This is a genomic window from Paenibacillus sp. CFBP 13594 (assembly GCF_014842675.1).
Classification (GTDB): domain Bacteria; phylum Bacillota; class Bacilli; order Paenibacillales; family Paenibacillaceae; genus Paenibacillus; species Paenibacillus amylolyticus_B.
Map to the genome: position 1 here is coordinate 23,182 of NZ_JACYVQ010000017.1, position 25,537 is coordinate 48,718.

Genomic DNA, 25,537 nt, shown 5'->3' on the forward strand with positions numbered 1-25,537 from the left:
AGAGCCATGTCTTATGGCTCTCTTTTCTTTTTGACCGGAATAAGATATATTCAGTATTGAGTTTATTAGCAGAGAACAAAAAGCGCATCGTGCGCTTGGTGGCAGGGCGGCATCTTAGGAATCATTGGGATTCGGTTAAGCTCGCAGGTACACGGCGTATACATATAGGTCACGATTCGTTGGTGTCCGCGTTGTTACGTGTGATTACAGAGACAGCAGGCGATGAACAGGACCGGCTTGAAGCCGGCTGAACGATACTCATTGGATATAGATAAGCAATGCATTTCAATGGGTTTTTCAGAACAGGAGGTCGTTAATTTTGAAACGAATGGCAATCGTTCTTGCCGCAGGGCAAGGCAAACGAATGAAATCAAAATTGTACAAAGTACTGCATCCCGTATGCGGTAAACCTATGGTTGGACATGTGCTGGATGCAGCACTCAGCGCAGGCGTTGAACGCAGTGTGGTTGTCGTCGGCCATGGTGCCGAAGCGGTGCAGTCATTTTTAGGTTCCAGAGCAGAGTATGCACTCCAGGCGGAACAACTGGGCACAGGTCATGCAGTACAGCAAGTTAAATCCTTGCTTGGCGGCGAAGCAGGATCCACAATTGTGGTCTGTGGAGATACACCGCTCGTGACTCGTGAGACATTGGAAGGTCTGATGAATCACAATGAGAGTCGCGGGGCAGCAGCGACAGTACTTACGGCTCAGTTGGACAATCCCAAAGGTTACGGCCGAGTAATACGTGGAGAAGATGGTTCTGTACAGCGGATCGTAGAACAGAAGGATTGCAACGAACAGGAAGATGCTGTGAATGAGATTAACACAGGCACATACTGTTTCGATAATGCAAAATTGTTCGCTGCGCTGGATAAAGTAACGAACCAGAACGCTCAGGGAGAATATTATCTCACAGACGTAATCGGCATTTTGCGTAATGATGGAGATGTGGTTGAGGCTTACATGTCGGATGACATCGCTGAATCCATCGGGGTTAACGATCGATTGGCACTTTCGCAAGCCGAAGCCTTCATGCGTGAACGTCTTGCCGTACGCCATATGTTGAACGGTGTGACAATCATTGATCCGTCATCGACATATATCGGAGCGGATGTTACGATTGGATCAGATACAGTTTTGTATCCGGGGACGATCCTCAAAGGCACAACTTCCATCGGTGAAGCATGTCATATTGGTCCTCAGGCAGATGTGGAAGACAGCGTTATTCAGGACGGAGTTACGATTAAACATTCGGTAGTATCCAATGCCGAGGTTGGTTCTGATGCAACGGTAGGTCCATTTGCTAATTTGCGTCCAGGGACTAAACTGGGTCGCAACGTAAAAATTGGTGACTTTGTTGAAGTGAAAAATGCTACAATTGATGAAGGTTCCAAAGTATCTCATCTCAGCTATATTGGAGATGCCAAAGTAGGGAAAAACGTAAATGTTGGATGCGGGGCAATAACTGTCAATTATGATGGTTATAATAAAGCTGTGACAACGATTGAAGATGATGCTTTTGTAGGCAGCAACGTCAATCTGATTGCACCGATTACGGTAGGAAAAGGCGCTTATGTGGTTGCTGGTTCCACCGTTACCCATTCCGTTCCCGAGAATGATCTGGCCATTGCTCGTCCACGTCAGGAGAATAAACCTGGTTATGCGGAGAAGATTCGCGGACGTGCCAAAGCCAAGAAACAAAATGCCAAACCCCAATAAGGGGTTTTGATAACAAGATTGCCTCCCGAAGATCGGGAGGTGCCGACATGTCGCAGACGCTTATTGATTCCAATGAACCAGCACGGAGGGTTTTTATTTTATGACTTATTTTGATTCGAAATTAAAAATATTTACTTGCAATTCTAACCCCAAGCTTGCCCATCAAATTGCTGATTATATCGGGATCCCTATGGGTGAATCTCACACAACCAGCTTTAGTGATGGCGAGATTCAAGTGAAACTCTCCGAGAGTGTTCGGGGTTGTCACGTTTATATCGTGCAGTCCACTTGCTTGCCGGTTAATGATAACCTGATGGAAATGCTCGTTATGATTGATGCACTCAAACGGGCATCTGCCAAGACGATTAACGTCGTTATTCCTTACTATGGGTATGCAAGACAGGATCGCAAGGCACGTTCGCGTGACCCGATTACAGCGAAACTGGTTGCCAACCTTATTGAAAAAGCGGGTGCAACCCGTGTTATCGCGATGGACTTGCATGCAATGCAGATCCAGGGATTCTTCGACATTCCAGTCGACCATTTGCTTGGCGTGCCAATTCTGGCTCAATATTTCCGGTCGAAACAGATCGAAAATCCGGTTGTTGTGTCGCCTGACCACGGTGGCGTAGTGCGCGCACGTAAACTGGCTGATTTCCTGAATGCACCCCTGGCAATTATCGATAAACGCCGTCCTGAGCCAAATGTGAGCGAAGTGATGAACATTATCGGTAACATCGAGGGTAAAACAGCTATCCTGATCGATGACATTATTGACACGGCGGGAACAATTGTACTGGGAGCGAATGCTCTGATGGAAGGCGGCGTAAAAGAAGTATACGCGTGCTGTACTCACCCGGTATTGTCCGGACCTGCGATGGAACGTTTGGAGAATGCACCATTGAAGGAAGTCATCGTAACGGATACCATTCCAATTACGCATGCTAATCCGACAAGCAAACTCAAAGTGTTGTCTGTAGCGCCTTTGCTCGGAGAAGCAATTATCCGGGTTCATGAGGAATTGTCAATCAGCAAGCTGTTTGAAATTGAATAAGGATGTCTGCATAAAGTAGTAGAGGGGTTACGTTTTCCGGTTCAATGGAAAATGTAACCCCTGTCGGCGTGCCGTTTTATTAAAAGTGAAACAGACGCTGGTCAGCTAATACCCCGGGCGGGAGATAAATCGGAAACGACGCCGATGAAAAAGCGTGTCGGCAATTTCGACGAATTGATTATCGAAACGTGTGATTAGACCAATCTCAATATGGGTGTCGCGGTCGTATACCTGTACAGGTACGTGATATTCGAGATGATAGATAAAATCGTTATGTTGAGTCAGTTGTCCATTGTCTTCGCGCAAAACCCGCTCACCTTCCTGGGTCGATAAAATATTAACTGTGAACACTACAGTAAATCGATCTTTACTTTCTTGATATTATATGAAATATAAGATTCGAAGTCTATGCCTCACCTCAGGCTAATCCGAAGGAGGGAACAAGATGAAGTGGATTGTCGGACTTGGAAATCCAGGCTCGAACTATGCCAAAACCCGTCATAATATCGGTTTTATGGCACTGGATCGGTTGGCTGATCGTCATAATATCTCCATTACACAGAATAAATGTAAAGCGCTGATTGGAGAAGGCAATATTGGCGGTGTGAAAACTGTACTGATCAAACCAATGACCTATATGAACTTGTCTGGTGAATCGGTTCGAGCATATATGGATTTTTATAAAGTTAGTCTTGAAGATCTGATTGTTGTGTACGACGACATGGATACAGAGATTGGCAAAGTCAGATTGCGTTACCAAGGTAGTGCAGGCGGACATAATGGAATCAAGTCCATTATTCAGCATACCGGTACACAGCAGTTTAACCGGGTACGCATGGGAATATCCCGGCCTGAACCAGGACATGCCATTGTTGATTATGTACTGTCGACATTCATGAAGAAAGAAAAAGAAGCCCTTGATCAGACCATTGAGCAAACATGTGATGCTCTGGAGCATAGCTTGACTCATACGTTTGAACAAACAATGGCGAAGTTTAACGGTTAATTTTGTTAGACATACTGATAAAATGATCATACAAGACGGGTTCAATTCAGCCATACTGGACATACTGGATGTATAAACCATGTTCAGGAGGCATAAACATGTCAGTGAATTACGTATGTAGGCATTGCCGTACCTTTATTGGACGAATCGATTCTGCCCGGATAACGGAAGTAGAGCTCGGCTTTCATTTCTTGACCCCCGACGAGCGGAGGGATATAATAGCGTATAATTCCGGTGGTGACATTACCGTTCGGATTACATGTGATTACTGTAAGGAAGCCCTGGAGCACAATCCAGAGCTTAGCCTGCTCGCGAGTCCGCTTCAGTAGACATCGCCCGTACAGGATCGAATGACAGTTGAGGGCGGTTGCGTAATAACGCTCCACCTTTTATAGCCTTGGCAGCCTGCTGAGGCTTCTTTTCAGTTGGCATGAAAGCCATCGCTATCTCGAAATCAGGCTCAGCCGCATCAACAGATGTGGCAATGTTACGAGTAATCCGATATGATGAAACAGGACAAAAAGGAATTTGTATCCATTTTAATAGTGATGTTACGCGTATGCGTGAGATAATCAAGTAAGTTATAAGAGAGGTGCCCCTTTTGTTACAAGCACTTATACAGGCTTTTTCCAAAGATCCGGACTTCGGGTCCATTACAGCCGGAATCAAGTCCGGCATGAAGGAACAATTGGTTTCAGGTCTATCCGGCTCGGCGCGTCAGATTATGCTGGCTGCCTTGCATCAGGAAATGAACCGACCATTGCTCGTAGTAACACATAATATGTTTTCAGCTCAAAAAATTGCAGAAGATTTACAGGAAGCGCTTTCACCTGATCAGGTGTTAATCTATCCTGCCAACGAACTTGTCGCTGCTGAAGCTGCTGTTTCCAGCCCGGAAACATTGGGTCAGCGTATTGATGTGTTGGTCCGCTGCGCCCAGGGATTCAGGGGCGTTGTTGTTATTCCTTTTTCCGGGGTAAGACGTTATGTTCCGCTTCCGGAAGTGATGGCCAATGCTCGAATTTTGATTAAACAGGGCAACACACTTCAACTGGACTCTTTCCTGCTGGAGATGGTAAAGCTCGGATATGATCGTGTGGAACGCGTGGAATCTCGTGGTGAGATGAGTGTACGCGGAGGTATCATCGACTTCTATCCGGTTACTTCATCGATCGCATATCGGGTGGAGTTATTTGATGATGAGATCGACTCCATTCGGACATTTGACCCCGCGGATCAGCGTTCGATTGAACGGATTGAGGAAATTACGGTTTTACCATGCAAGGAGTTAATTGCAGATCGTGAACGAATGGAAAAGGCTGCCGATGCGGCTGCTCTTTTGCTGGAGCAACAGCTGGAGAAAATGACGGATCGGCAGGCGAAGCTGCGTCTCCGTGAAGAAATTCACCGGGAGATCGAGCTTTTGCGGGAGCACGTGTATTTCTCCGAAATGTATAAATATATTTCTCCGCTCTATCCGGAGAACAAAACGATCTACGACTATATGCCAGAAGATACCCTGCTGGTTCTTGATGAGCCTGCCAGACTATCGGAGACATCGAAACAGCTTGACCGTGATGAATCGGAGTGGAATCTTCATTTGATGCAAAACGGAAAAACACTTCCGGATCTTCCTTTATCTGCAGACGGTGATGAACTCTTGTATGAGCGTCCATTCCAGACGCTATTTATGTCGATTTTTTTGCGCCAAGTTCCACACACCCAACCACAGAACATTCTGAACTTCATCAGTCGTGGCATGCAGGATTTCCACGGACAGATGAACGTACTGAAGGCAGAGATGGAGCGTTGGCATAAGGCTGGAGTCCAAGTGCTCATGCTGGCGAACGGTGAGGAGCGACTCGAGCGGATGCGCCGGGTACTGATGGACTATGATATTCCAGAGCCAGAGATGATGATCGGTAATTTGCAAACGGGATTTGAAATGCCGTCCATTCATTTGGCTGTTGTGACCGAGGGCGAGATGTTCTCGCAAAAACAGCGTAAAGTACGCAAACCGATTCGGAATGTAGACAATGCTGAACGGATCAAATCCTATAGCGAGCTAAAAGTGGGCGATTATGTCGTTCATCAGAACCACGGGATTGGTAAGTACCTTGGGATCGGCACCCTCGAGGTAGGCGGTATTCATAAGGACTACATGCATATTCTCTATGCGGGTGGAGACAAACTGTCTGTACCTATTGAACAGATTGATTTGATTCAGAAATATGTAGGTTCCGAAGAAAAAGAACCGAAAATATACAAACTGGGCGGCAATGAGTGGACACGGGTTAAAAATAAAGTCCGCACATCCGTACAGGATATTGCTGATGATCTAATTAAGCTGTATGCAGAGCGTCAGACCTCCAAAGGGTTTGGATTCGACAAGGATTCTGCGGAGCAGCAGGAATTTGAGGACATGTTCCCTTACGATGAGACACGTGATCAGGTGCGTGCGATCGAAGAAATCAAGAAGGACATGGAACAAAACCGTCCAATGGATCGTTTATTGTGTGGGGATGTTGGTTACGGCAAAACCGAGGTGGCTATTCGGGCTGCATTTAAAGCAGCTATTGAAGGCAAACAGGTGGCTGTACTCGTGCCAACAACCATTTTGGCACAGCAGCATTTTGAGACGTTCCGTGAGCGCTTCTCCGGTTATCCGTTCAACATTCATGTGCTTAGCCGGTTCCGCTCCCGTAAAGAGCAGAATGAAACAGCCAAAGGCATCAAGGCAGGCACAGTGGATATTGTCATCGGGACGCATCGATTGCTGTCGCAGGACCTGGTGTTCAAGGACCTGGGACTGCTGATTGTCGATGAAGAGCAGCGCTTCGGAGTAACTCATAAGGAAAAACTGAAGAAGCTGAAAACCAATGTGGATGTGCTGACGCTGACGGCAACGCCGATTCCGCGTACGCTCCATATGTCCATGCTGGGTGTGCGTGATCTGTCCGTTATCGAGACTCCTCCAGAGAATCGTTTCCCGGTGCAGACCTATGTGGTTGAACACAGCCAGGCGCTTGTTCGGGAAGCCATTGAGCGTGAGCTTGCCCGTGGTGGGCAAGTGTATTACCTCTACAACCGTGTTCAGGGAATTCAGGAGATGGCTGCCGAAATTTCTGAGCTTGTGCCTGAAGCCAAAGTTGGTGTGGGACATGGTCAGATGTCGGAAACAGAGCTGGAGAAAACGATTCTGGACTTCCTGGATGGTGAATATGACGTGCTTGTGAGCACAAGTATCATCGAGACCGGGGTAGATATTCCAAACGTAAATACACTGATCGTACATGATGCGGATAAAATGGGACTTTCCCAGCTGTATCAGCTGCGCGGGCGTGTGGGTCGTTCCAACCGTATTGCGTATGCCTATTTTACGTACCAACGGGATAAAGTGCTTACTGAAGTTGCTGAGAAACGTCTGCAATCCATCAAAGAATTCACCGAACTGGGTTCAGGATTCAAAATCGCCATGCGTGACTTGTCGATTCGTGGTGCGGGAAATCTGCTAGGAGCGGAGCAGCATGGTTTCATCGCTTCCGTCGGGTTTGATCTGTATTCCCAGATGCTCGCAGAGGAGATCAACAAACGCAAAGTTACGATGCTTGGTGAAGAGCCGGTACCTTCAGACGAGTGGAACACAACCCTGGATCTCAGTATCGATGCCTACTTGCCGTCCGATTATATCTATGACAGTATCCAGAAGATTGAGATCTACAAAAAAGTGGCGGTCATTGCATCCTTCGACGATGCAATGGAGTTGGAAGACGAATTGGTTGATCGGTTCGGTGATCTTCCGGAAGCTGTCATTAACTTGCTGGCTGTTGCGCGGATGAAAGTATACGGCAAAATCTACGGCATTGAATCCATCTCCCAACGTGGTGAGGACATTACTGTGAAGTTCTATGAAGGGCGTGAACATGCCTTTGAACTCTCAAAAATCGCGCACATTGGAAATCAGTTCGAAAGACGTGTACAATTTGAACAAGGACCCCATATGCTGATTCACGCTAAAGGCAAGGGGCTTGGGGATAAGCAACTGATGGAGCTGGTAGAGAAAATTCTGGAGTCCATGAAAACTGCTTTTAAATCAAAGGGGGAACTAAAGGATGTTACCAAAGTATAAAAAAGTAGGAAAAGTACTGTCTGTGAGCATGGTCGCAGTACTATCCTTATCACTGCTTGCTGCATGTGGCAAGAAGGAAGAAGCAAAAACACCGGAATCGACGGATACAAGTGCTGTAGTCGCTACGTATGATGGTGGTACTATTACAGCCAATGAATTTGACATGGAGCAACGTGTCATGAAATTCCTCTATCCGGAGTATGCACAAATGATGGATATGGACGATTTCAAAGAGTATCTGGTGAAACAGGAAGTTGCTTATGAATATCTGAGTGGCAAAGCAAGCGAAGATGCCAAAACAGCCGGTACCAAAGCGGCAACTGAGCAATTCGATAAAATGAAAGCTTCTGTTCAGGCAGATCAATGGACAGAAATGCTCAAAGCTCAGAACCTGACAGACGATAACATTAAAAACTACATGACTCGGATCATGACAGTAATCAAAGATAAAGAAACAGGCGTTACGGACGATGCAATCAAGGCTGAGTTTGAGAAAAACAAAGATCAGTTCACAACGGCTTCCGTCCGTCACGTGCTGATTAACTTCACAGATCCAAAAACGCAAAAAGAGCGTAAAAAAGAAGATGCACTTAAAATTGCAAAAGAAGTAAAAACCAAGTTGGATGGCGGAGCTGATTTTGCTGAAATTGCAAAAAAATATTCCGAAGATCCAGGTTCTGCTGAGAAGGGTGGACTGTATGAAAATACACCTGTAGGCAGCTGGGTAGAGGCATTTAAGGAAGCTGCAAAAACATTGCCACTGAACAAAATCAGTGATCCAGTAGAGACAGAGTACGGTTACCACGTCATGAAAGTGGAAGCTCGTACAGAAGCTGACTTTGCTAAATTGACGGCTGAACAAAAAGAAAGTCTGAAGAGCCAATTGGCAGCTGCTGAGATCGATACGTTCATGCAAAATGAGTTGGACAAAATCGTAAAAGAAGTTAAGTTGCCAAAAACAGAAAAAGCTGAAGAAGGCAAAACTGAAGGTACAACGGGTACAGGAACTGAAGGAGAGAAAACAACCGAACCAAAAACGGATGACTCCACAGGTACGGATACCAAGACTGACCAAGGTACGACTGGAACAGACAAAGATGCAACTACAGATGAAGGTACAAGCAGCAAGTAAGCTGGTAAATTTGCTGTGTTAGCATACGTTCAGGGTTGAATTCGCCCGAAATGAATGCCTTGTACTACGTAAATATGGACAACCATACAGAGAAGCAAGGGGAGGACTTAGGACCTCCTTCTTGCTTCTTCTTTTATATATTCAAGCCGTATGGGTACATGGTCGCCTTCTTCGAAAGTTACACAACTATATTCTCCGAAGCATGTATAAGGAAATGGGAACAGATGAATACTATGGTCAAGATATCACACTAAACGTTCTGGGACTTTCCTCTACCCATTAAGGAACAGTAGTTGAAAAATCTTCTCGAGAAAGTGGGGCAACATGTGAAATGAAAGCTACTGGTATTGTCCGCCGTATAGATGACCTTGGTCGTGTGGTCATTCCAAAAGAAATCCGCCGTACGTTACGTATTCGTGAAGGTGATCCACTGGAAATTTTCGTGGATCGTGATGGAGAAGTTATCCTTAAAAAATATTCGCCAATTGGCGAACTTGGTGATTTTGCCAAAGAATATGCAGAATCCCTGTATGAGAGTACAGGACATGTAACGATGATTTCTGACCGGGATACCATTATCACGGTGGCAGGTGGTTCGAAAAAAGAGTATTTGGACAAGCAGGTAGGTCAACTGTTAGAGGGATGTATGGAAAACAGAAAGACCATTTTGGAAACCAACAACGGTTCTTATGAGCTTAGCAAAGATCATGACGAGACGTTATCCTCTTTTGTTATTGCGCCGATTATTTCAGGTGGTGACCCCATCGGAACGGTTATCCTGTTCAATAAGGATGAATCGGTGAAGATGTCTCAGATGGAAGTGAAGATGTCCGAGACAGCTGCTGGTTTCCTTGGCAAGCAAATGGAACAATAGACCGCAGATCAACTCCTGGTGCCCTGTCTTGGGCATACGGGAGTTTTTGCATTTCAAGGGACAACGAAGATAATCCGGATGATTGTGATGGGGAGGGTTAGTCTGTGTGCCTTCAGGCAGTTATAATAGCAAGGTATGCTTAAAAGGATTACGCAGGAGGGACTTATGAAACAGCCATCTACAGGCTCAAGGCTGCTACAGGGTGCATTTATACTTGGTCTTGCCGCCATTATCTCCAAAATCATTGGTGCTTTTCAGAAGATTCCGCTGCAGAATCTGGGAGGAGACGGTGTATTTGGCATTTATAATACGGTGTATCCGTTATATATGCTCATTATCACGCTTGCTGCTGCAGGACTGCCGCTGGCCGTATCCAAATTCGTAGCAGAACAGAACGCACTCGGAAGACCAGACGAGAGCAGAAGAATTATTCGACTATCTTCCCTACTGCTCGGGGGAATTGGAATTATAATGGCGCTCATGATGTATGCAGGTGCGCCGCTGATCGCTGACATGATTGGCAACCGTCATGTGGTTCCATCAATTCGTGCTGCTTCGTGGGCGTTGTTGTTCGTACCGTTGATGACAGGGCTGCGTGGATATTTTCAGGGATTACAGCAGATGGTTCCAACAGCGGTATCACAAGTGGTGGAGCAGACGATACGTGTCACCGTCATGATTGTTCTGCTTCTGTGGTTGATGAGACGGGACGCTTCGCTTGAGACTATTGCCGCTGGTGCAATGATGGGCTCCGTTGCTGGTGGAATGGTTGGGCTGTTAACCATGTTAGGGTACATGGTGCGTCATCGGCGGAAAGACAGGGAAGTGGTCACAGGGCAATTGGATTCGTCGGAATGGAGCAGTAATGGCGGAGAGGTTGGATCAGAACGTCAGGAGCATCAAGAGCATAGACCAGTTACGCCACAGAGGAAAATGGTGAGTGCTGTTAGCCCCGCTCTGGCAGAACGATCACGATCCAATGGTGAGTGGATCAAGACGCTGCTCATGTACGCCATTCCCGTCTGTCTCGGGTCGCTGGCTGTACCGCTGATGAATCTGGTAGATACCTTCACCGTGCCCCGATTGCTGCGGGGAGAAGGACTGGATGAGCTTCAGTCGATGGTTTCCTTTGGCATCTACAACCGTGGATTGCCGCTGGTTCAACTGGTGACGATGCTGGCTACGTCACTATCTGTGCTGTTTATTCCGGCGATGGCGGAAGCCCGATTAAAGGGCGGGCCAGAAGCCGTCCGGCAGCAAGCAGGCCTCGCGCTGCGCTGGTTCTGGTTGATCGGCCTGGCGGCATCCGCGGGTCTCGCGGTGCTGGCGGAGCCGATTAACCGCATGCTGTACGGAGATGCCGCAGGCACCGAAGCACTGCGGTACATGGCGCTGACGGCTGCGGGCAGCACCGTCAGCATTATTGCGGCGGCGCTGCTGCAAGGCCTCGGCGCCGTGCGTGCACCCGCGTTCAGCATGCTGGCCGCCGCAGGCGTCAAGGCGTTGCTGAACGTCATGTTTGTGCCGGCGCTGGGCATCAGCGGCGCGGCTCTGGCAGGCGCAGTCGCCTACATGCTGGCGGCTGGCCTGAATGTGGCGCTGCTGGCGCGACTTGTCGCCCTGCGCCCTGCCCCTGGCGCCGTCCTGGCGAAGCCGGCGCTGGTGATCGCCGCCATGAGTCTGGCGGCGGTAGGCACGGCCTGGGCCGCCGAAGCGGTACTCGGCGGCATGGGTGTCGCGGCCGATCGCAGGCTGGCCGCGATGGGCGTGAGCCTGCTGGGCATTGCCGCAGGCTCGGCCGTGTTCTTGCTGGCGGCGGCCCGGACAGGGCTACTTACCGCCGCAGAGCTGGCGGCCGTGCCCAAGTTAGGGCCTCGCCTTGCCAAGCTGCTGCGCAGACTGTGTGTGCTGCGCTAGCTCCATGCTCACGGTGCTTCTACACCCAGCACAGCTAATATACAATTATAGGATATCGAATGATTCTGGTATAATACATGTAATTAGTCCTGTTCAGACACGATGATTATGAGCCTGGACAGGGTAGTCCGGATGGAGGTTTATGTAATGAGTGCAGCTTTAACCGTAGTGGGTCTTGGATCTGGAGATGCAGACCAACTGACCGTAGGTATTATCAAAAAAATGAAACAGGCAGCTACGCTGTATGTACGTACCCTGGATCATCCCGTATTGAATGATCTGAAGCAAGAGGGACTAGAGATGACATCATTTGATGGCATCTATGAGGCGAAGTCCTCCTTCCCCGAGGTATATGATGAGATCGCGAATCAACTGATAGAAGCCGCTCGCAAGGGTGAGGCCGGAACAGAGATTGTGTATGCCGTACCCGGTCATCCGATGGTAGCAGAAGCAAGTGTACGCCTGCTCAAAGAACGTTGTCCGCAGATGGGGATCTCATTGCGTGTCATGGGCGGGGAGAGCTTCCTAGATGAAGCTTTTATACGACTTGGATTCGATCCAATCGAAGGGTTTCAACTCCTGGATGCCAGCAGCCTGAACACAGAACTGGTACAACCACAGCTACATACGTTGATCGGACAAGTCTACGATGTGTTCACTGCTTCGGATGTGAAGCTATGCCTGATGGAGGTTTACCCGGATGATTATCCGGTATTTGTTGGTCACGCGTTGGGTGTACAGGACCAGGAGGTCATTCACAAGATTCCATTGCACGAACTGGACCGGATCGAAGGGTACGGCAATCTGTCACTGATCTATGTGCCGAAGAACACTGATGATGCCCTGCGTCGCAGATCCTTTGCGCGTTTACATGAGATCGTCAATATTCTTCGCAGTCCGGGTGGCTGTCCATGGGATCAGGAGCAGACGCATCAGTCCATTCGCAAAAACCTGATTGAAGAGACCTATGAGGTCATTGAGACGATCGATGAGGATGACCCCGACCATATGAAAGAAGAGCTGGGTGATCTGCTGCTGCAGATTTTATTGCACTCCCAGATGGAAGAAGAAGTGGGCACATTTAATGTGTATGATGTCATCGAAGGTTTGAATGATAAGCTAATCTTCCGCCATCCACATGTTTTTGGAGATAATCAGGCAGAAGATGCGAATGAAGCTCTTCAGAACTGGGAACAGATGAAGGCAGAGGAGAAGAAGCGCAAAGGCCAGGATCAGCAGAAGGTTTCCGTGTTGGATGGTATACCGCGTGACTTGCCTGCATTGATGAAGGGATACAAGTTACAGAAGAAAGCAGCCAAAGTAGGCTTTGACTGGGATGATGTTGAAGGTGTGTTTGCCAAGATCGAGGAAGAACTGGCGGAGTTGAAAGAAGCGGTGCAACAAGGCCAGTCTGCGGAAGAACGGAAGCTCGAACTGGGTGATTTATTATTCGCAGCCGCGAACGTTGCAAGATTCATCGATACGGACCCGGAAGAGGCGCTTGCTGCGACCAACCGCAAGTTCGTCGGGCGGTTCCAGTACATCGAGGAGCGTTTGCGTGAACAGGGAAGAACACCAGCAGATAGCAATGTAGAAGAGATGGAGCAATTCTGGCAGGATGCGAAGAAGGCAGGATTATAACGGGTTCAATTTTCTGGGAAAGCCAGATAACTTTATTCCATTCATGCTATGCAGTGTGTTATGATAATACGAACATGTGTTCATCTGTGTAAATTGGAGTTGGTGTTTAGCGACAGATGGTTTCGGGTACTGGTCTTAGACTGTTGCCTGCGGACCATCGACAAAAAGCTAAAAAAAGTAGCGGACCAAGGCAGGATTTCAGATACCAAGCCAGAATACATGTGTAGTGACCTAACGCGAATCAGCGGCAATCGATGCATTGTCAGGAATCGCAGATACTTTTTTTTCAATTTGGGAGGCTTTTAAAAATGAACAAAACAGATCTGATTAACAACATTTCAACCAAAAGTGGTTTGACTAAAAAAGACGTTGAGTCCGTATTGAACGGCTTTTTGGGAGAAATTACAGATGCACTTGCCAGCGGAGACAAAGTACAATTGATCGGCTTTGGCACTTTTGAGACCCGCAAACGTTCCGGTCGTACCGGACGTAACCCACAAACAGGGAATGAAATCGTGATTCCTGAGTCCACTGTTCCTGCATTCAAAGCAGGCAACAAACTTAAAGAAGCCGTAAAATAATGCGTCTTGATAAATTCCTGAAGGTCTCCCGGCTAATCAAACGCCGCACTGTGGCCAAGGACGTCTCTGAACAAGGACGTGTTCTGGTGAACGGACGTGAAGCAAAGCCCAGCGCCGCTGTCAAAGTGGGCGATGAGCTGACGGTTCAGTTCGGTCAGAAACTGGTCACCGTGAGGGTGGAACGAATTGCCGAGAGTACTAAGAAGGATGAGGCGAGCAGCCTCTACACCTTGGTGAAGGAAGAGCCGATCGCCAAGGATAACGGAATGAACTGGTAACAGTACATCTGGTATTAAATATTCAATCAATGCAAGTTGAATCGAAACGTCCTTCTGTAACAGGGAAGGGCGTTTTTGTTTTTTTAATGGATACCGGGTTATTTGTTCAACAACGCTGGTTCTATTCCAACCTCCTCATCCATAAGCTAGGTGTAAGAAGGAGGGGTACATGCCATGGTTGAGCACGGTAAGGCCAAACAGCATCATCTGAGCATGCAGAATCGGAAACTGCTGGATCTGACGGGTGTCTCCAACGTGGAGAGCTTCGACAGTGAGGAATTTTTGCTGCAGACTGAACTTGGGCATCTGACCATCCGGGGGCACAATTTACATATCAAAAACCTGAGCCTGGAGGAAGGTCTGTTATCCATTGAAGGCACAGTCAGTTCGCTCCAATATCTGGACCCCGGTTCCCAGTCCAAAAATGGTAAAGGCCTGTTTGGCAAGATGTTCCGATGAGTCCGGATACTCAATGGATCACATTGATGTGGATGCTTACTTCGGGGGTCGTGATGGGAATGGCCTACGACAGTTACCGGGTACTGTCCGGACAGCTGCGGTTTCCAAGATGGAGTATTCACACGCTCGATCTGTTGTACTGGGTTGCTTCCGCGCTGTTCGTTTTTCGGATGCTATACGCCGGAAACCACGGACAGTTGCGGTTTTATGTCTTTTTGGGGCTGATTATAGGGGTTTGCTTCTATTTTTGGCTTTTAAGTGTTACAACCCAGCGTTTTGTGGTAATGTTAATTAAACTCGCAAGAACGCTGATTCATTGGTGTGGACATATCCTTAACATCCTGATCGTTATGCCGGCTAAAGGAATTTATAAGTTAATTCGCGTATTATTCGGTTTTGTAATTGCGATACTATTATTCCTGGGCAGGCTGGTGCTGCAGTGTTTGGTACCTTTCGGCAAGTTGTTCCGCTGGATGTTTAGGCCGCTCCTGAAACATTGGGTAACGCCACGCTTCATGATCCGTGTGGGTACAAGAATTGCAGCGATGTGGAAACGCTGGTTTTAAGGAGGTCCGTAATGGGTAAAACACCTGTGGGCAGATCAAAGGCTCCAACTAACCAAGGAAAATCTGCCGGTGCAAAAAGGCGCCTCATGCTTTGGATGACGTTTATGATTGTATTTGTAATATGGGCAGGATATACATTCCTTGTGCAGACTGCACAAATTTCGGACAAGAGTTCTCATCTGGCCACTCAGCAAGCTTCAAAGGAAGATACGTTGAAGAAGCTGGAACAGTTGAAGTACGAAGTCAGCCGGTTGAATGACCCTGAATACATAGGACAGCTGGCACGGAAAAAAGGATATTATCTTCCTGAGGAAACGCCGATCCAGGTTGAAGAGTCAGGGAACTGATGGAATTCGGTCTATTACCGAGCTAGGTTTGTTATCCGTGTGTCTGAAGCCGTTAAACCGGAAAAAATAGGCTCTCTGATGGGGTAGTGTTCAGTTGACCTTGGTTTATGGCATAAGGTATAATTACATTAGCGCAGCATTGATTTTGGCATTCAAAAAATCGGGTTGTATATTTTTAAGGGAGGATCATTTTATTCTATGGCAATTGAAGTGGGCACCAAGTTAGAGGGCAAGGTGACAGGAATCACGCATTTTGGAGCATTTGTGGATCTGTCAGGAGGTGTCACGGGTCTCGTTCACATCTCGGAAATCGCCGACAATTACGTCAAAGATGTCAACGACCACCTGAAGCTGAATGACCTCGTTACAGTGAAGGTTATCAACGTTGACAAGGATGGCAAGATCGGACTTTCCATTAAGCAAGCTGTTGACAAACCGGTTGAGCAACAAACCCAATCTAGACCCCCGAGAGCTCCTAGACCGGAACGCAGTGGAGGAGATCGCGAACGATTCAGCGGCGGAGGCCCAAGTGGTGGCCAAGGTCGTGGTGGTGGCGGCGGTGGATTTAACCGTGGCGACCGCGGAGGCCGTTCTTTCAAGCCCGCAGCAGGCAAACCTTCATTTGAGGATAAAATGTCACGCTTCCTGAAAGATAGTGAAGAGCGGATCTCTTCGCTTAAGAAGAACACAGAAGGCAAACGCGGAGGCCGTGGAGCCAAGCGTGTGTAATCTGTCACAACCTGATCTAAACATATAAGTAAAACCGTTAGCCTATGGGCTAACGGTTTTTTTGCGTTTCTTTCACAGATGAGTAGTTGAATAGCTTTTTTTGTAAGGTGAAGCTCCATATCCCCAGTTTTTCTGCACGGCAAAATGGAACCATAAGAACATTTGTCGTCTACCATTTTTTACCGACAGGTTTCCGTGGCATTCCACAGTTATCCTGCTCAAATGGTGGCGAGACCAAACCATCTCCGGTTCAAAATCAGACATTCCGTTTGTCGGAATCAAGTAGGGGAATGAATGAAACTACAATAAGGCCGGGGGTTTCGCTCCACCGCGCCAGACTCATTTCTTTTGTCGTAAACTTTTTGGACCCTGCCCACCTATTCTGACAAACTACGTCTTCTATTCTATCTATAATCAGAACCATCGAGAACGAAACACGAAAACTCAAATTAATCGAATGGGGTGCCTTGAGGATGATGGAAAAGTGGAATGTCATTCAATTTCCGGGAATGAAAGCAGGTAAAGGTGGTACGGAAGCTCGGGAGGAGCTGTCGGTACGTCTGAAACATTGGCTTGGCTCCCGCAAGGCTGTCCAGATGGTTGCTTCCCGCAAATGGGTACTGCTGCTTACGTTTATGGGTTTCCTGCTCGGAAAGGCGATGATTCTGAATGAGTTATCTCCCTTTGCCATTGCGTACTTTGCCGTAATTGCTTTCATGCGCAGGGATTACATCATTCCGGTAGGCGCTGCACTTCTCGCAGGCAGTCTCTTTGCACCGTTTCCAGTACCACTCATTGTTGCATCGGAGATCGCCATCTTTTATCTGCTCTTCCGCGGTCTGGAGTCATATGATCGTGCTGAATTATCTTATGCGCCAACGATGGTGTTTACGACTACATTTATGGTCAAATTATTCGCGGTTGTGATCGGGCCATCCTTCAGTTGGTACGCCATGCTGATGCTCACGATGGATTCCGTACTAAGCTTTGTGCTCACCCTTGTTTTTATACAAGCCATACCGATCTTCACCTACCGCAAAAAAAAGTTCAGCCTAAAGAACGAGGAGATCCTCTGCCTAATCATATTGCTCGCTTCCGTTATGACGGGAGCCGTAGGGTGGACCATTCAGTCCTTATCCGTCGAGCATATGCTCTCCCGTTATCTCATATTAATCTTTGCGCTGGTGGGCGGAGCCCCCCTGGGAGCCTCAGTTGGGGTTATTACGGGCTTGATTCTGAGTCTGGCTGACATGTCAGCGGTATATCAGATGAGCCTGCTTGCTTTTGCCGGGATGCTGGCGGGTATGCTTCGAGAGGGCAAACGTGCGGCGGTTGCACTGGGCATGCTACTGGGTTCGTCCATTCTATCCATATATCTGGGAGGACCGGGCGATGTGATGAACTCATTATGGGAGACGTGTGCAGCTATCGTACTATTCATGTTAACACCTAAAAGCCTGATGACGGCGATATCCAAATATGTACCGGGTACGCAGGATCATACGAAATCCCAGCATGAGTATGCCAAACGGATACGGGATATCACGGCAGAACGGGTAACCCGATTCTCGCAGGTATTCCGTCAATTGTCACGCAGCTTTGATCAGATGTCCGGGGCGGGTGAACAAGTACAGAAAGAAGGTGGAATGGATCATTTCATGAATGCGGTTGCCGAGGGCACATGTGCAAGCTGCTTCAAGCGTACACAATGCTGGGATGCAAAGTTTATTCAAACCTACAAATATATGACGGACGTGATGAGTACGATTGAAGCAAATCCGGAGATCTCAGGCAAGCAGATTCCAGTGGACTGGAACAGGGTGTGTGCGAAGCCGGAAGAGGTACTTGAAGTCATGCGTGCCCAGTATGGACTGCATCAACATAACATGCAATGGAAGCGTCAAATTATTGATAGCCGGCAGCTGGTTGCAGAGCAATTGTCTGGTGTATCTCAGGTCATGGAGGACCTGGCCAAAGAAATTCAGCGGGAAAGTGATGAGATGGTGCAGCAGGAGGAGCAGATTCGGGACGCACTGGAGTCATTAGGCTTGTCCATTCACTCCATTGAGATCATCAATCTGGAAGCGGGCAATGTAGAGATTGAGATTGTACATGCATATACACGTGGATTCGATGAGTGCCGGAAAATGATTGCTCCGCTGATCTCGGATGTACTGGACGAGCATATTGCCGTCTTGCATGAGACCATGACCGATCCTCGTCAGGGACTGGCAACCGTCACGTTTGGTTCGGCCAAAACCTTCGAGGTTACCACGGGTGTTGCTGCCGCCGCAAAAGGGGGAGATGTGATGTCAGGCGACAGCTTCAGTACGGTTGAGTTAGGCAACGGTACATTTGCAGTGGCACTCAGTGATGGAATGGGCAATGGAGAACGGGCACGCATGGAGAGCAGCGCGGCGCTGAACATACTGGAGCAGTTGTTACAGTCCGGCATGGACGAGAAACTGGCGATCAAATCCGTGAACTCCGTTCTGATGCTGCGCTCCCCTGAAGAGATGTATGCCACAGTGGACATGGCACTGATTGATGAATATACGGCAGAGACAACGTTTATGAAAATCGGATCGACGCCAAGTTTTATCAAACGAGGACAGGAGGTTATTCAGGTTTCAGCCAGCAATTTGCCAATCGGTATTATTAAAGATATTGAAGTGGATTTGGTGACAGTACAGCTACAACCAGGGGATATCCTCATTATGATGACGGATGGCATCTATGATGCACCGGGGTATGCGGTGAACAAAGAGTTATGGATGAAACGGCTCATTCAAGAGATTGATACAGATGATCCACAAGATTTGGCCGATTGCCTGCTTGAAAGTGTCATAAGATATCAGCAGCATGAGATATTGGATGATATGACCGTCGTTGTTGGAAAAGTAGAGCATTTCCGCCCTGAATGGGCCACACTGCGTGTGCCTGGCATCAACCGAATGGAGCGTCCACGGACCGTCAGTTAATTGCATATTCTTCTGTTTGAAGTCTCTTCATTCTGGCAATGCTAGTCATAGAGTTGGAGAGTAACGAATAACGGAGGGATATCGGATGAAGCAAATCTTATTGATCACCGACGGTTGTTCCAATGTAGGACCAAGTCCGGTGCTGGCAGCGGCCGAAGCACAGGAAGAGGGAATTACGGTTAATGTGGTTGGTGTGATTGATTATGGAACCATTGGTGAGTTGGGCAGTCGGGAGATTGAGGATATTGCCAGAGCCGGAGGTGGAATCAGTCAAATTGTAGGTACACGGCAGCTTGCCCATACGATGCAGATGATGACAAGGAAAACGGTGGTTCAGACCATTCAGCAGGCGGTTAATAGAGAGTTAACACAAATTTTGGGAGAGAAGGAGCCCAAAACGGTAACCGATCTGGAGCCTGCACAACGCGCCCGGGTCGTGGAAGTGATGGATGATATGGCTGAAACTACAGCCTTACAGGTTATATTGCTAATAGACGTCAGTGCCAGCATGAAGCCCAAACTGGCTGCGGTAGAAGAAGGCATTCGTGATTTAATGTTAAGTTTGCAGGCGCGTATAGGTCAGAGCAAGCTTTCCGTATTTCATTTTCCCGGACGACACAGTGGAGAAGATGCGGTAATGGATATTGACTGGACAACGGATCCAGGCCGTGTTCGGTCCCTGTTTGGAAGGTTGCAGATGAAGGGTGCAACGCCGACAGGTCCTGCAATTCAGAAGGTGATTGATTTTTACCGTTATGGTACACTGGAGAAACAGCAGGAAATAGAAGGGAACTATCGCATTGAAAGAGAAGGGATGCTCGGTGACAACGTTGTCTGACGCCTCTTTCCCGCCAGGAACCGTGGTTACAGGGAAATGGAATCGCAGTCGTTACACGATTCGGAAGCTACTGGGCAAAGGAGCCAATGGCATCGTTTTTCTTGTCCAACGGGGTGAAAATGGCAAACACTACGCGCTAAAAATGGGATTTGATCCGGTTGATCTGCAATCGGAAGTCAATGTGCTCAAATCTTTTCAACTACAGCGTAATCATGAGGCCCTTCGGCAGAGCGGCATTCCTTCCTATCTTAAAGATGTGGATGATTATGCCGTTCGTGGCCGGGATATTCCCTTTTATGTGATGCGTTACGTTCGAGGTGAGGCACTTCATCACTTCATTCGGCGTCAGGGGACAGACTGGACACTTCTGGTGGGACTGAGACTTTTGCAGAAGCTGGCACAATTGCATCAGGCGGGATGGGTGTTTGGTGATCTCAAACCTCAGAATGTGTTGGTATCCGACTATGGGCAGGTGGAATTGATCGACTACGGCGGAGTTACGTCGATTGGTCGAAGCGTCAAACAGTTCACCGAATGGTATGATCGGGGCTTCTGGAATGCAGGCAGCCGCACAGCAGATGGTACCTATGATGTATTTGCATTTGCACTATTGTTGATTCATGTACTTGAAGCAGACGCGCTCAAGGCACTGGCAGCCGAAGGATTACCGCAACTGCGAAGTGTGAATCAGCTTGTAGCGCTGGTGGAGCGCAGTGAACGACTGGGTCCTTTTCGCAATTGGACGACTCAGGCATTACGAGGTCAGTTTCGTGATGCAGGTCATGCGGCACAAGGATGGAAGGAAATGATGGCACGCCCCACGCCTCTCCGCCGTCGTTCCAAAAGTACAACACCGCGCTGGCTTAAAAATGCATTTGCTGTATCTGTGATATTACTTATTGGAGTGCTCATCTATGCACTACTTTTCTGATCTGTGAGAGTGCATATACATAACGCAAGGAATGAGGAACAGGTATGGAGGCTTTACGCTGGAACATGCTGGTGAAGAACGTGCTGGATGCAGCGGAAGAGCATCAGTTATGGGTTCCCGGGGATCGGATTGTCGTCGCAGTATCGGGCGGGCCGGACTCGGTAGCTTTTTTGCATATCATGCACGAGATCAGCAAGCGGCATGTGCCACTTGAATTGATCTGTGCCCATGTACATCATGGCTTCCGGAGTGAATCTGATGACGAAGCGGAGAAAATGATGGAACTGGCACAGCAGCTTGGTATACCATTTGAATGGACCAAGGCCGATGTACCTTCATATATGGAGTTGACGGGTCAAGGACCACAGGAAGCAGCCCGCAACAAGCGATATGCCTTTCTTCATGAAGTGGCTTCCAAATATAATGCAGCAAGCATCGCTTTGGCACATCATGCCGATGATCAGGCGGAGACGGTCATGCTTCATTTGCTTCGTGGAACCGGCTTGTCGGGACTCTCAGGAATGAAGTTTAAAAGACGAGAAAAAAATGTGGAACTTATTCGTCCATGCCTTCGTATAAACAAGACAGACCTTGTAGAAGCTTGTAATACCCAGGGTTTTATGTATTTCAATGATGAGAGCAACGCCCTGCGTAAATATCGGCGTAATGCCATTCGCTTGGATGTGCTTCCTTTTTTGGGGCAGTATAATGGACAACTCACGCCGTCATTGAATCGGCTTGCCGAAATTGTGGGTGATGAAGACGATTTCATGGAGCAGAGTGCACATGACACATACAGGTGTCTAGTGCAGGTGAACGGCGGAAGGCAAACCTTTGAGGTGCCTTCCTTCTTGAAGTTACATGTCGCTTTACAACGAAGGTTGATTAAACTAATATTGAATTATCTGCCTTTGGACAGTGATTTTGTCGACTTTACCCGTATAGAAACCATTCGGCACAAGGTCATGGAGACCCATGTGACGACCTGGAGCCTGGATATAGGACAGACACTCGCCTGCACTCGGGAGTATAATCTGATTTCTTTTGGCATACGGACGGACGTACAGGATCAATCTTACGAATATCGTCTTGCGCAATGGAGTGGAACTTATGAGCTTTCACTCACCCCAATTAACCGGCATATTCGGTTGATGACGGTGAGTCCCGAGGACTATCATGTACCGGAATCGGCGGATCAAGCCGCGTTTGATGCGGATCAACTGCTTATGCCGCTGGTTGTGCGTTCACGGTTACCTGGAGATACCATGAAAGTGATGGGATTAAACGGAAGCAAAAAGGTGAAAAATATTTTCATCGATGAGAAAATCCCCCCATCTGTCCGTCCACGTATTCCTGTGGTATGTGATGGAGCAGGTCATATCATCTGGTTACCGGGTGTTCGACGGTCCAATGTGGCTCCTGTCAGGGAGGGCACTTCCGCAATCCTGTACATGACTGTAGGCGATTCAGCGATTCAGGGGTAGTGGTTATGGTTCAGGTAAGGCTTTCATAGTATAACTTAGGAGGTTCGCACAGTTGCAGAACGACATTCAGGAAGTATTGATCAGTGAAGAAGAAATTCAGAGTAAAGTCAAGGAATTAGGCGCAACACTAAGTGCCGAATATGCAAATCGCAATCCTTTGGTCATTTGTGTGCTCAAGGGTGCGTTTATATTTATGGCTGATTTGGTTAAAAACATAACGGTACCTGTTGAAATGGATTTTATGGCGGTATCCAGTTATGGCGCTTCAACCAAGTCATCAGGTGTTGTCAAAATCATTAAGGATCTGGATGTATCCGTTGAAGGACGGGAAGTTCTGATTGTCGAAGATATTATCGACAGCGGACTTACACTCAGCTATCTGATTGAACTGCTAGAAAACCGCGGTGCCGAGTCGGTGCGTGTGGTTACGCTGTTCGACAAGCCTTCAGGCCGTAAAGTTGAGTTGGAAGCTCATTACACAGGCTTTGACATTCCTGACGCGTTCATCGTTGGTTACGGTTTGGATTTTGCGGAGAAGTACCGGAACCTGCCCTATATCGGGATTTTGAAGCCGGAAGTCTATAGTAGCTAATATCCTGCCCGACCCAAGCCTTGAGCTGTTCTTGGCTTCTGTTGAGAAGCCATGTCGGGCTATGTTAAAATAATTAAAGTGTCTCGAGAGGAGGTAGGGGATGAATCGGTTCATCCGGAATTCTGGTTTTTATTTGATTCTTTTTTTAGTTGTGGTGGGGATAGTCCAGTTCGTCAGCAATGGCGGCGAAGCCACCGATAATCCTAGATATGATCAGTTGCGTGCAGCGATCAAAGCCAACAATGTCTCTGAATTGACGGTTCAATTCAACGGTCAAACGTATCTCGTGACCGGTCAATACAAGAAGGCACCTGATGGCGCCAAATCAGAAAATTTCTCAACGTATATTCCTCCTACGGATGAGGCAATTAGTGAGCTTGTAGCTGCAAGTGAAACTAACAATTTCCAATATCATCAGGAGCCAATGAAAGGTGACAGCATCTGGTTGACGTTGCTGACTTCCTTTATTCCTTTGATCATTATGTTCCTGCTGTTCTTCTTCCTGTTTAATCAGGCTCAAGGCGGCGGCGGTAAAGTAATGAACTTTGGTAAAAGCCGTGCTCGTCTCTACAACGAAGAGAAGAAGCGGGTTACATTTGAAGATGTTGCGGGTGCTGACGAAGAGAAACAGGAACTTGTTGAGGTTGTAGACTTCCTCAAGGACCCTCGTAAATTCGCAGCTGTAGGTGCACGGATTCCTAAGGGCGTGTTGCTCGTAGGGCCTCCAGGTACCGGTAAAACATTGCTCGCTCGTGCCGTAGCCGGTGAAGCGGGTGTACCATTCTTCACTATTTCAGGTTCCGACTTCGTGGAAATGTTTGTCGGTGTCGGTGCATCACGTGTACGTGATTTGTTTGAAAATGCGAAGAAAAATGCCCCATGTATCATCTTTATCGATGAGATTGATGCTGTAGGACGTCAGCGTGGTGCTGGTCTTGGTGGTGGTCACGATGAACGTGAACAGACACTCAACCAGTTGCTCGTTGAGATGGACGGATTCGGAGTTAACGAAGGTATTATCATCATAGCCGCAACGAACCGTGCAGATATTTTGGACCCTGCCTTGCTGCGTCCTGGACGTTTTGACCGTCAAATTACGGTTGACCGCCCTGACGTAAGAGGTCGTGAAGCTGTCCTGAAAGTACATTCCCGTAATAAACCACTGACCAAAGATGTGAAGATGGATATCATCGCGAAGCGTACAACAGGTTTCTCTGGTGCGGATTTGGAGAATCTCTTGAACGAAGCGGCATTGCTTGCAGCGCGTCGTAACCGTAAAGATATTTCCATGAAGGAAGTTGACGAGGCGATTGACCGTGTCATCGTTGGTACGGAGAAGAAAAGCCGTGTCATCAGTGATCGCGAGAAACGAATCGTTGCTTATCACGAAGCAGGTCATACCATTGTAGGATACTTCCTCGAACATGCTGATATGGTACATAAAGTGACCATTATTCCGCGCGGACGTGCGGGTGGATATGTAATCATGTTGCCAAAAGAAGACCGTATGCTGGTTACCAAGCAGGAATTGCTGGATAAAGTAACCGGACTTCTCGGGGGTCGTGTAGCTGAAGAATTGTTCATCGGAGAAATTGGTACTGGTGCATACAGTGACTTCCAGCAAGCGACAGGTATTGTTCGCAGCATGGTTATGGAATACGGTATGAGTGAGAAATTGGGACCTATGCAATTCGGAAGTTCACAAGGACAGGTATTCCTTGGTCGGGATATCGGTCATGAACAGAATTACTCGGATTCCATTGCTTACGAGATTGATCAGGAAATGCAACGCTTTATCAATGACTGTTATGAGAAGTGTAAGGACTTGCTTGTTAAACATTCAAAAGAGATGCACCTGATCGCTCAAACTTTGCTTGAGGTTGAGACTTTGGAAATGGATCAGATCAAGCAATTGATCGAAACAGGTTCTTTGACTCCAAAAGCAGAGAATGACAATGATGGTGAAGGCACACCAACTGAAGGCGGAGAGCCAATCATCGACACCATCGGTGATGTGCGTGTTCGTATTCAAGGTAAAGATGAAACGCCTGAGCCACCAGCTGGAGATATTCCAAACGAAGCTCCGAATCTGGAAAAGGGTAATAACAATAACCCGGATGATGGCGGAACGAAGCCAACGTCTTAATGCACAATACATCTGGCTATGATAGCAGGTGAAATCAAGAGAGCCCTCGAGGCTCTCTTTTTTTATCCATTATTTTAAAAGAGGATAGATAAAGATAAACGGGAGTTAGATGGCGAACCAGTTAGCAAACAG

Annotated in this window: 23 protein-coding genes; 22 read left to right on the plus strand and 1 reads right to left on the minus strand. The window is 47.7% G+C overall.

Annotation, left to right across the window (positions count from 1 at the left end; genetic code table 11):
• Positions 1 to 56: 56 nt before the first annotated feature.
• The 3 genes from IFU39_RS30870 (at position 57) to IFU39_RS30880 (ending at position 2,774) form a co-directional block, all read left to right on the plus strand.
• Positions 57 to 251 (plus strand): hypothetical protein, encoded by a 195-nt coding sequence (locus IFU39_RS30870; protein ID WP_124118801.1) that lies wholly within the window; start codon positions 57 to 59, stop codon positions 249 to 251.
• A gap of 77 nt (positions 252 to 328) precedes the next feature.
• Positions 329 to 1,720: a bifunctional UDP-N-acetylglucosamine diphosphorylase/glucosamine-1-phosphate N-acetyltransferase GlmU gene (gene glmU, locus IFU39_RS30875; protein ID WP_197997996.1), complete on the plus strand. Its 1,392-nt coding sequence runs from the start codon at positions 329 to 331 to the stop codon at positions 1,718 to 1,720.
• Positions 1,721 to 1,820: 100 nt separating this feature from the next.
• Positions 1,821 to 2,774 carry a ribose-phosphate diphosphokinase gene (locus tag IFU39_RS30880; protein ID WP_017691370.1) on the plus strand — a complete coding sequence of 318 codons (954 nt, stop codon included), beginning with the start codon at positions 1,821 to 1,823 and terminating at the stop codon, positions 2,772 to 2,774.
• 105 nt (positions 2,775 to 2,879) lie between these two features.
• On the opposite strand, the gene IFU39_RS30885 is transcribed toward IFU39_RS30880, so the two are convergent.
• Complete coding sequence (locus IFU39_RS30885) at positions 2,880 to 3,080, minus strand: hypothetical protein (protein ID WP_192136393.1); 201 nt, start codon at positions 3,078 to 3,080, stop codon at positions 2,880 to 2,882.
• A 139-nt stretch (positions 3,081 to 3,219) separates the two neighbouring features.
• Here IFU39_RS30885 and pth point away from each other — a divergent pair, with 139 nt between their 5' ends.
• The 19 genes from pth (at position 3,220) to ftsH (ending at position 25,405) form a co-directional block, all read left to right on the plus strand.
• Positions 3,220 to 3,780: an aminoacyl-tRNA hydrolase gene (pth, locus tag IFU39_RS30890; protein WP_036606126.1), complete on the plus strand. Its 561-nt coding sequence runs from the start codon at positions 3,220 to 3,222 to the stop codon at positions 3,778 to 3,780.
• Between the two features lie 98 nt (positions 3,781 to 3,878).
• Positions 3,879 to 4,109 (plus strand): anti-sigma-F factor Fin family protein, encoded by a 231-nt coding sequence (locus IFU39_RS30895; RefSeq protein ID WP_017691368.1) that lies wholly within the window; start codon positions 3,879 to 3,881, stop codon positions 4,107 to 4,109.
• Between the two features lie 272 nt (positions 4,110 to 4,381).
• Positions 4,382 to 7,909: a transcription-repair coupling factor gene (gene mfd / locus IFU39_RS30900; protein WP_192136394.1), complete on the plus strand. Its 3,528-nt coding sequence runs from the start codon at positions 4,382 to 4,384 to the stop codon at positions 7,907 to 7,909.
• On the plus strand, positions 7,893 to 9,041 hold the full coding sequence (locus tag IFU39_RS30905) for a peptidylprolyl isomerase (protein ID WP_091018326.1): 1,149 nt from the start codon (positions 7,893 to 7,895) through the stop codon (positions 9,039 to 9,041). The genes mfd and IFU39_RS30905 overlap by 17 nt, the downstream gene beginning before the upstream one ends.
• A gap of 331 nt (positions 9,042 to 9,372) precedes the next feature.
• Complete coding sequence (gene spoVT / locus IFU39_RS30910; protein WP_036606123.1) at positions 9,373 to 9,915, plus strand: stage V sporulation protein T; 543 nt, start codon at positions 9,373 to 9,375, stop codon at positions 9,913 to 9,915.
• Positions 9,916 to 10,080: 165 nt separating this feature from the next.
• Complete coding sequence (locus tag IFU39_RS30915) at positions 10,081 to 11,832, plus strand: putative polysaccharide biosynthesis protein (protein ID WP_192136403.1); 1,752 nt, start codon at positions 10,081 to 10,083, stop codon at positions 11,830 to 11,832.
• A gap of 147 nt (positions 11,833 to 11,979) precedes the next feature.
• Complete coding sequence (gene mazG / locus IFU39_RS30920) at positions 11,980 to 13,473, plus strand: nucleoside triphosphate pyrophosphohydrolase (RefSeq protein ID WP_192136395.1); 1,494 nt, start codon at positions 11,980 to 11,982, stop codon at positions 13,471 to 13,473.
• A 308-nt stretch (positions 13,474 to 13,781) separates the two neighbouring features.
• Positions 13,782 to 14,054, plus strand: coding sequence for an HU family DNA-binding protein (locus IFU39_RS30925; protein ID WP_017691362.1), 273 nt, complete (start codon positions 13,782 to 13,784; stop codon positions 14,052 to 14,054).
• Positions 14,054 to 14,332: an RNA-binding S4 domain-containing protein gene (locus IFU39_RS30930; RefSeq protein ID WP_017691361.1), complete on the plus strand. Its 279-nt coding sequence runs from the start codon at positions 14,054 to 14,056 to the stop codon at positions 14,330 to 14,332. Before IFU39_RS30925 ends, IFU39_RS30930 begins: the two co-directional genes overlap by 1 nt.
• A gap of 174 nt (positions 14,333 to 14,506) precedes the next feature.
• A complete protein-coding gene (gene yabP, locus IFU39_RS30935; RefSeq protein WP_036606119.1) occupies positions 14,507 to 14,791 on the plus strand; it encodes a sporulation protein YabP in 285 nt (94 codons plus the stop codon).
• Positions 14,788 to 15,357 carry a spore cortex biosynthesis protein YabQ gene (gene yabQ / locus IFU39_RS30940; protein WP_017691359.1) on the plus strand — a complete coding sequence of 190 codons (570 nt, stop codon included), beginning with the start codon at positions 14,788 to 14,790 and terminating at the stop codon, positions 15,355 to 15,357. Before yabP ends, yabQ begins: the two co-directional genes overlap by 4 nt.
• An 11-nt stretch (positions 15,358 to 15,368) precedes the next feature.
• On the plus strand, positions 15,369 to 15,704 hold the full coding sequence (locus IFU39_RS30945) for an FtsB family cell division protein (protein WP_017691358.1): 336 nt from the start codon (positions 15,369 to 15,371) through the stop codon (positions 15,702 to 15,704).
• A 198-nt stretch (positions 15,705 to 15,902) separates the two neighbouring features.
• On the plus strand, positions 15,903 to 16,433 hold the full coding sequence (locus tag IFU39_RS30950) for a S1 domain-containing RNA-binding protein (RefSeq protein WP_017691357.1): 531 nt from the start codon (positions 15,903 to 15,905) through the stop codon (positions 16,431 to 16,433).
• Between the two features lie 473 nt (positions 16,434 to 16,906).
• A complete protein-coding gene (gene spoIIE, locus IFU39_RS30955) occupies positions 16,907 to 19,414 on the plus strand; it encodes a stage II sporulation protein E (protein ID WP_179198589.1) in 2,508 nt (835 codons plus the stop codon).
• 85 nt (positions 19,415 to 19,499) lie between these two features.
• Entirely contained in the window at positions 19,500 to 20,252 is a 753-nt protein-coding gene (locus IFU39_RS30960; RefSeq protein WP_091018321.1) for a VWA domain-containing protein, read from the plus strand.
• Positions 20,236 to 21,183, plus strand: a complete 948-nt coding sequence (locus IFU39_RS30965) for a serine/threonine protein kinase (protein ID WP_036668459.1) — start codon at positions 20,236 to 20,238, stop codon at positions 21,181 to 21,183. The genes IFU39_RS30960 and IFU39_RS30965 overlap by 17 nt, the downstream gene beginning before the upstream one ends.
• 44 nt (positions 21,184 to 21,227) lie before the next feature.
• Complete coding sequence (tilS, locus tag IFU39_RS30970; protein WP_192136396.1) at positions 21,228 to 22,667, plus strand: tRNA lysidine(34) synthetase TilS; 1,440 nt, start codon at positions 21,228 to 21,230, stop codon at positions 22,665 to 22,667.
• A gap of 52 nt (positions 22,668 to 22,719) precedes the next feature.
• Positions 22,720 to 23,259, plus strand: coding sequence for a hypoxanthine phosphoribosyltransferase (gene hpt / locus IFU39_RS30975; RefSeq protein ID WP_017691352.1), 540 nt, complete (start codon positions 22,720 to 22,722; stop codon positions 23,257 to 23,259).
• Positions 23,260 to 23,359: 100 nt separating this feature from the next.
• Positions 23,360 to 25,405, plus strand: a complete 2,046-nt coding sequence (gene ftsH / locus IFU39_RS30980) for an ATP-dependent zinc metalloprotease FtsH (RefSeq protein WP_036606115.1) — start codon at positions 23,360 to 23,362, stop codon at positions 25,403 to 25,405.
• Positions 25,406 to 25,537 lie beyond the last annotated feature (132 nt).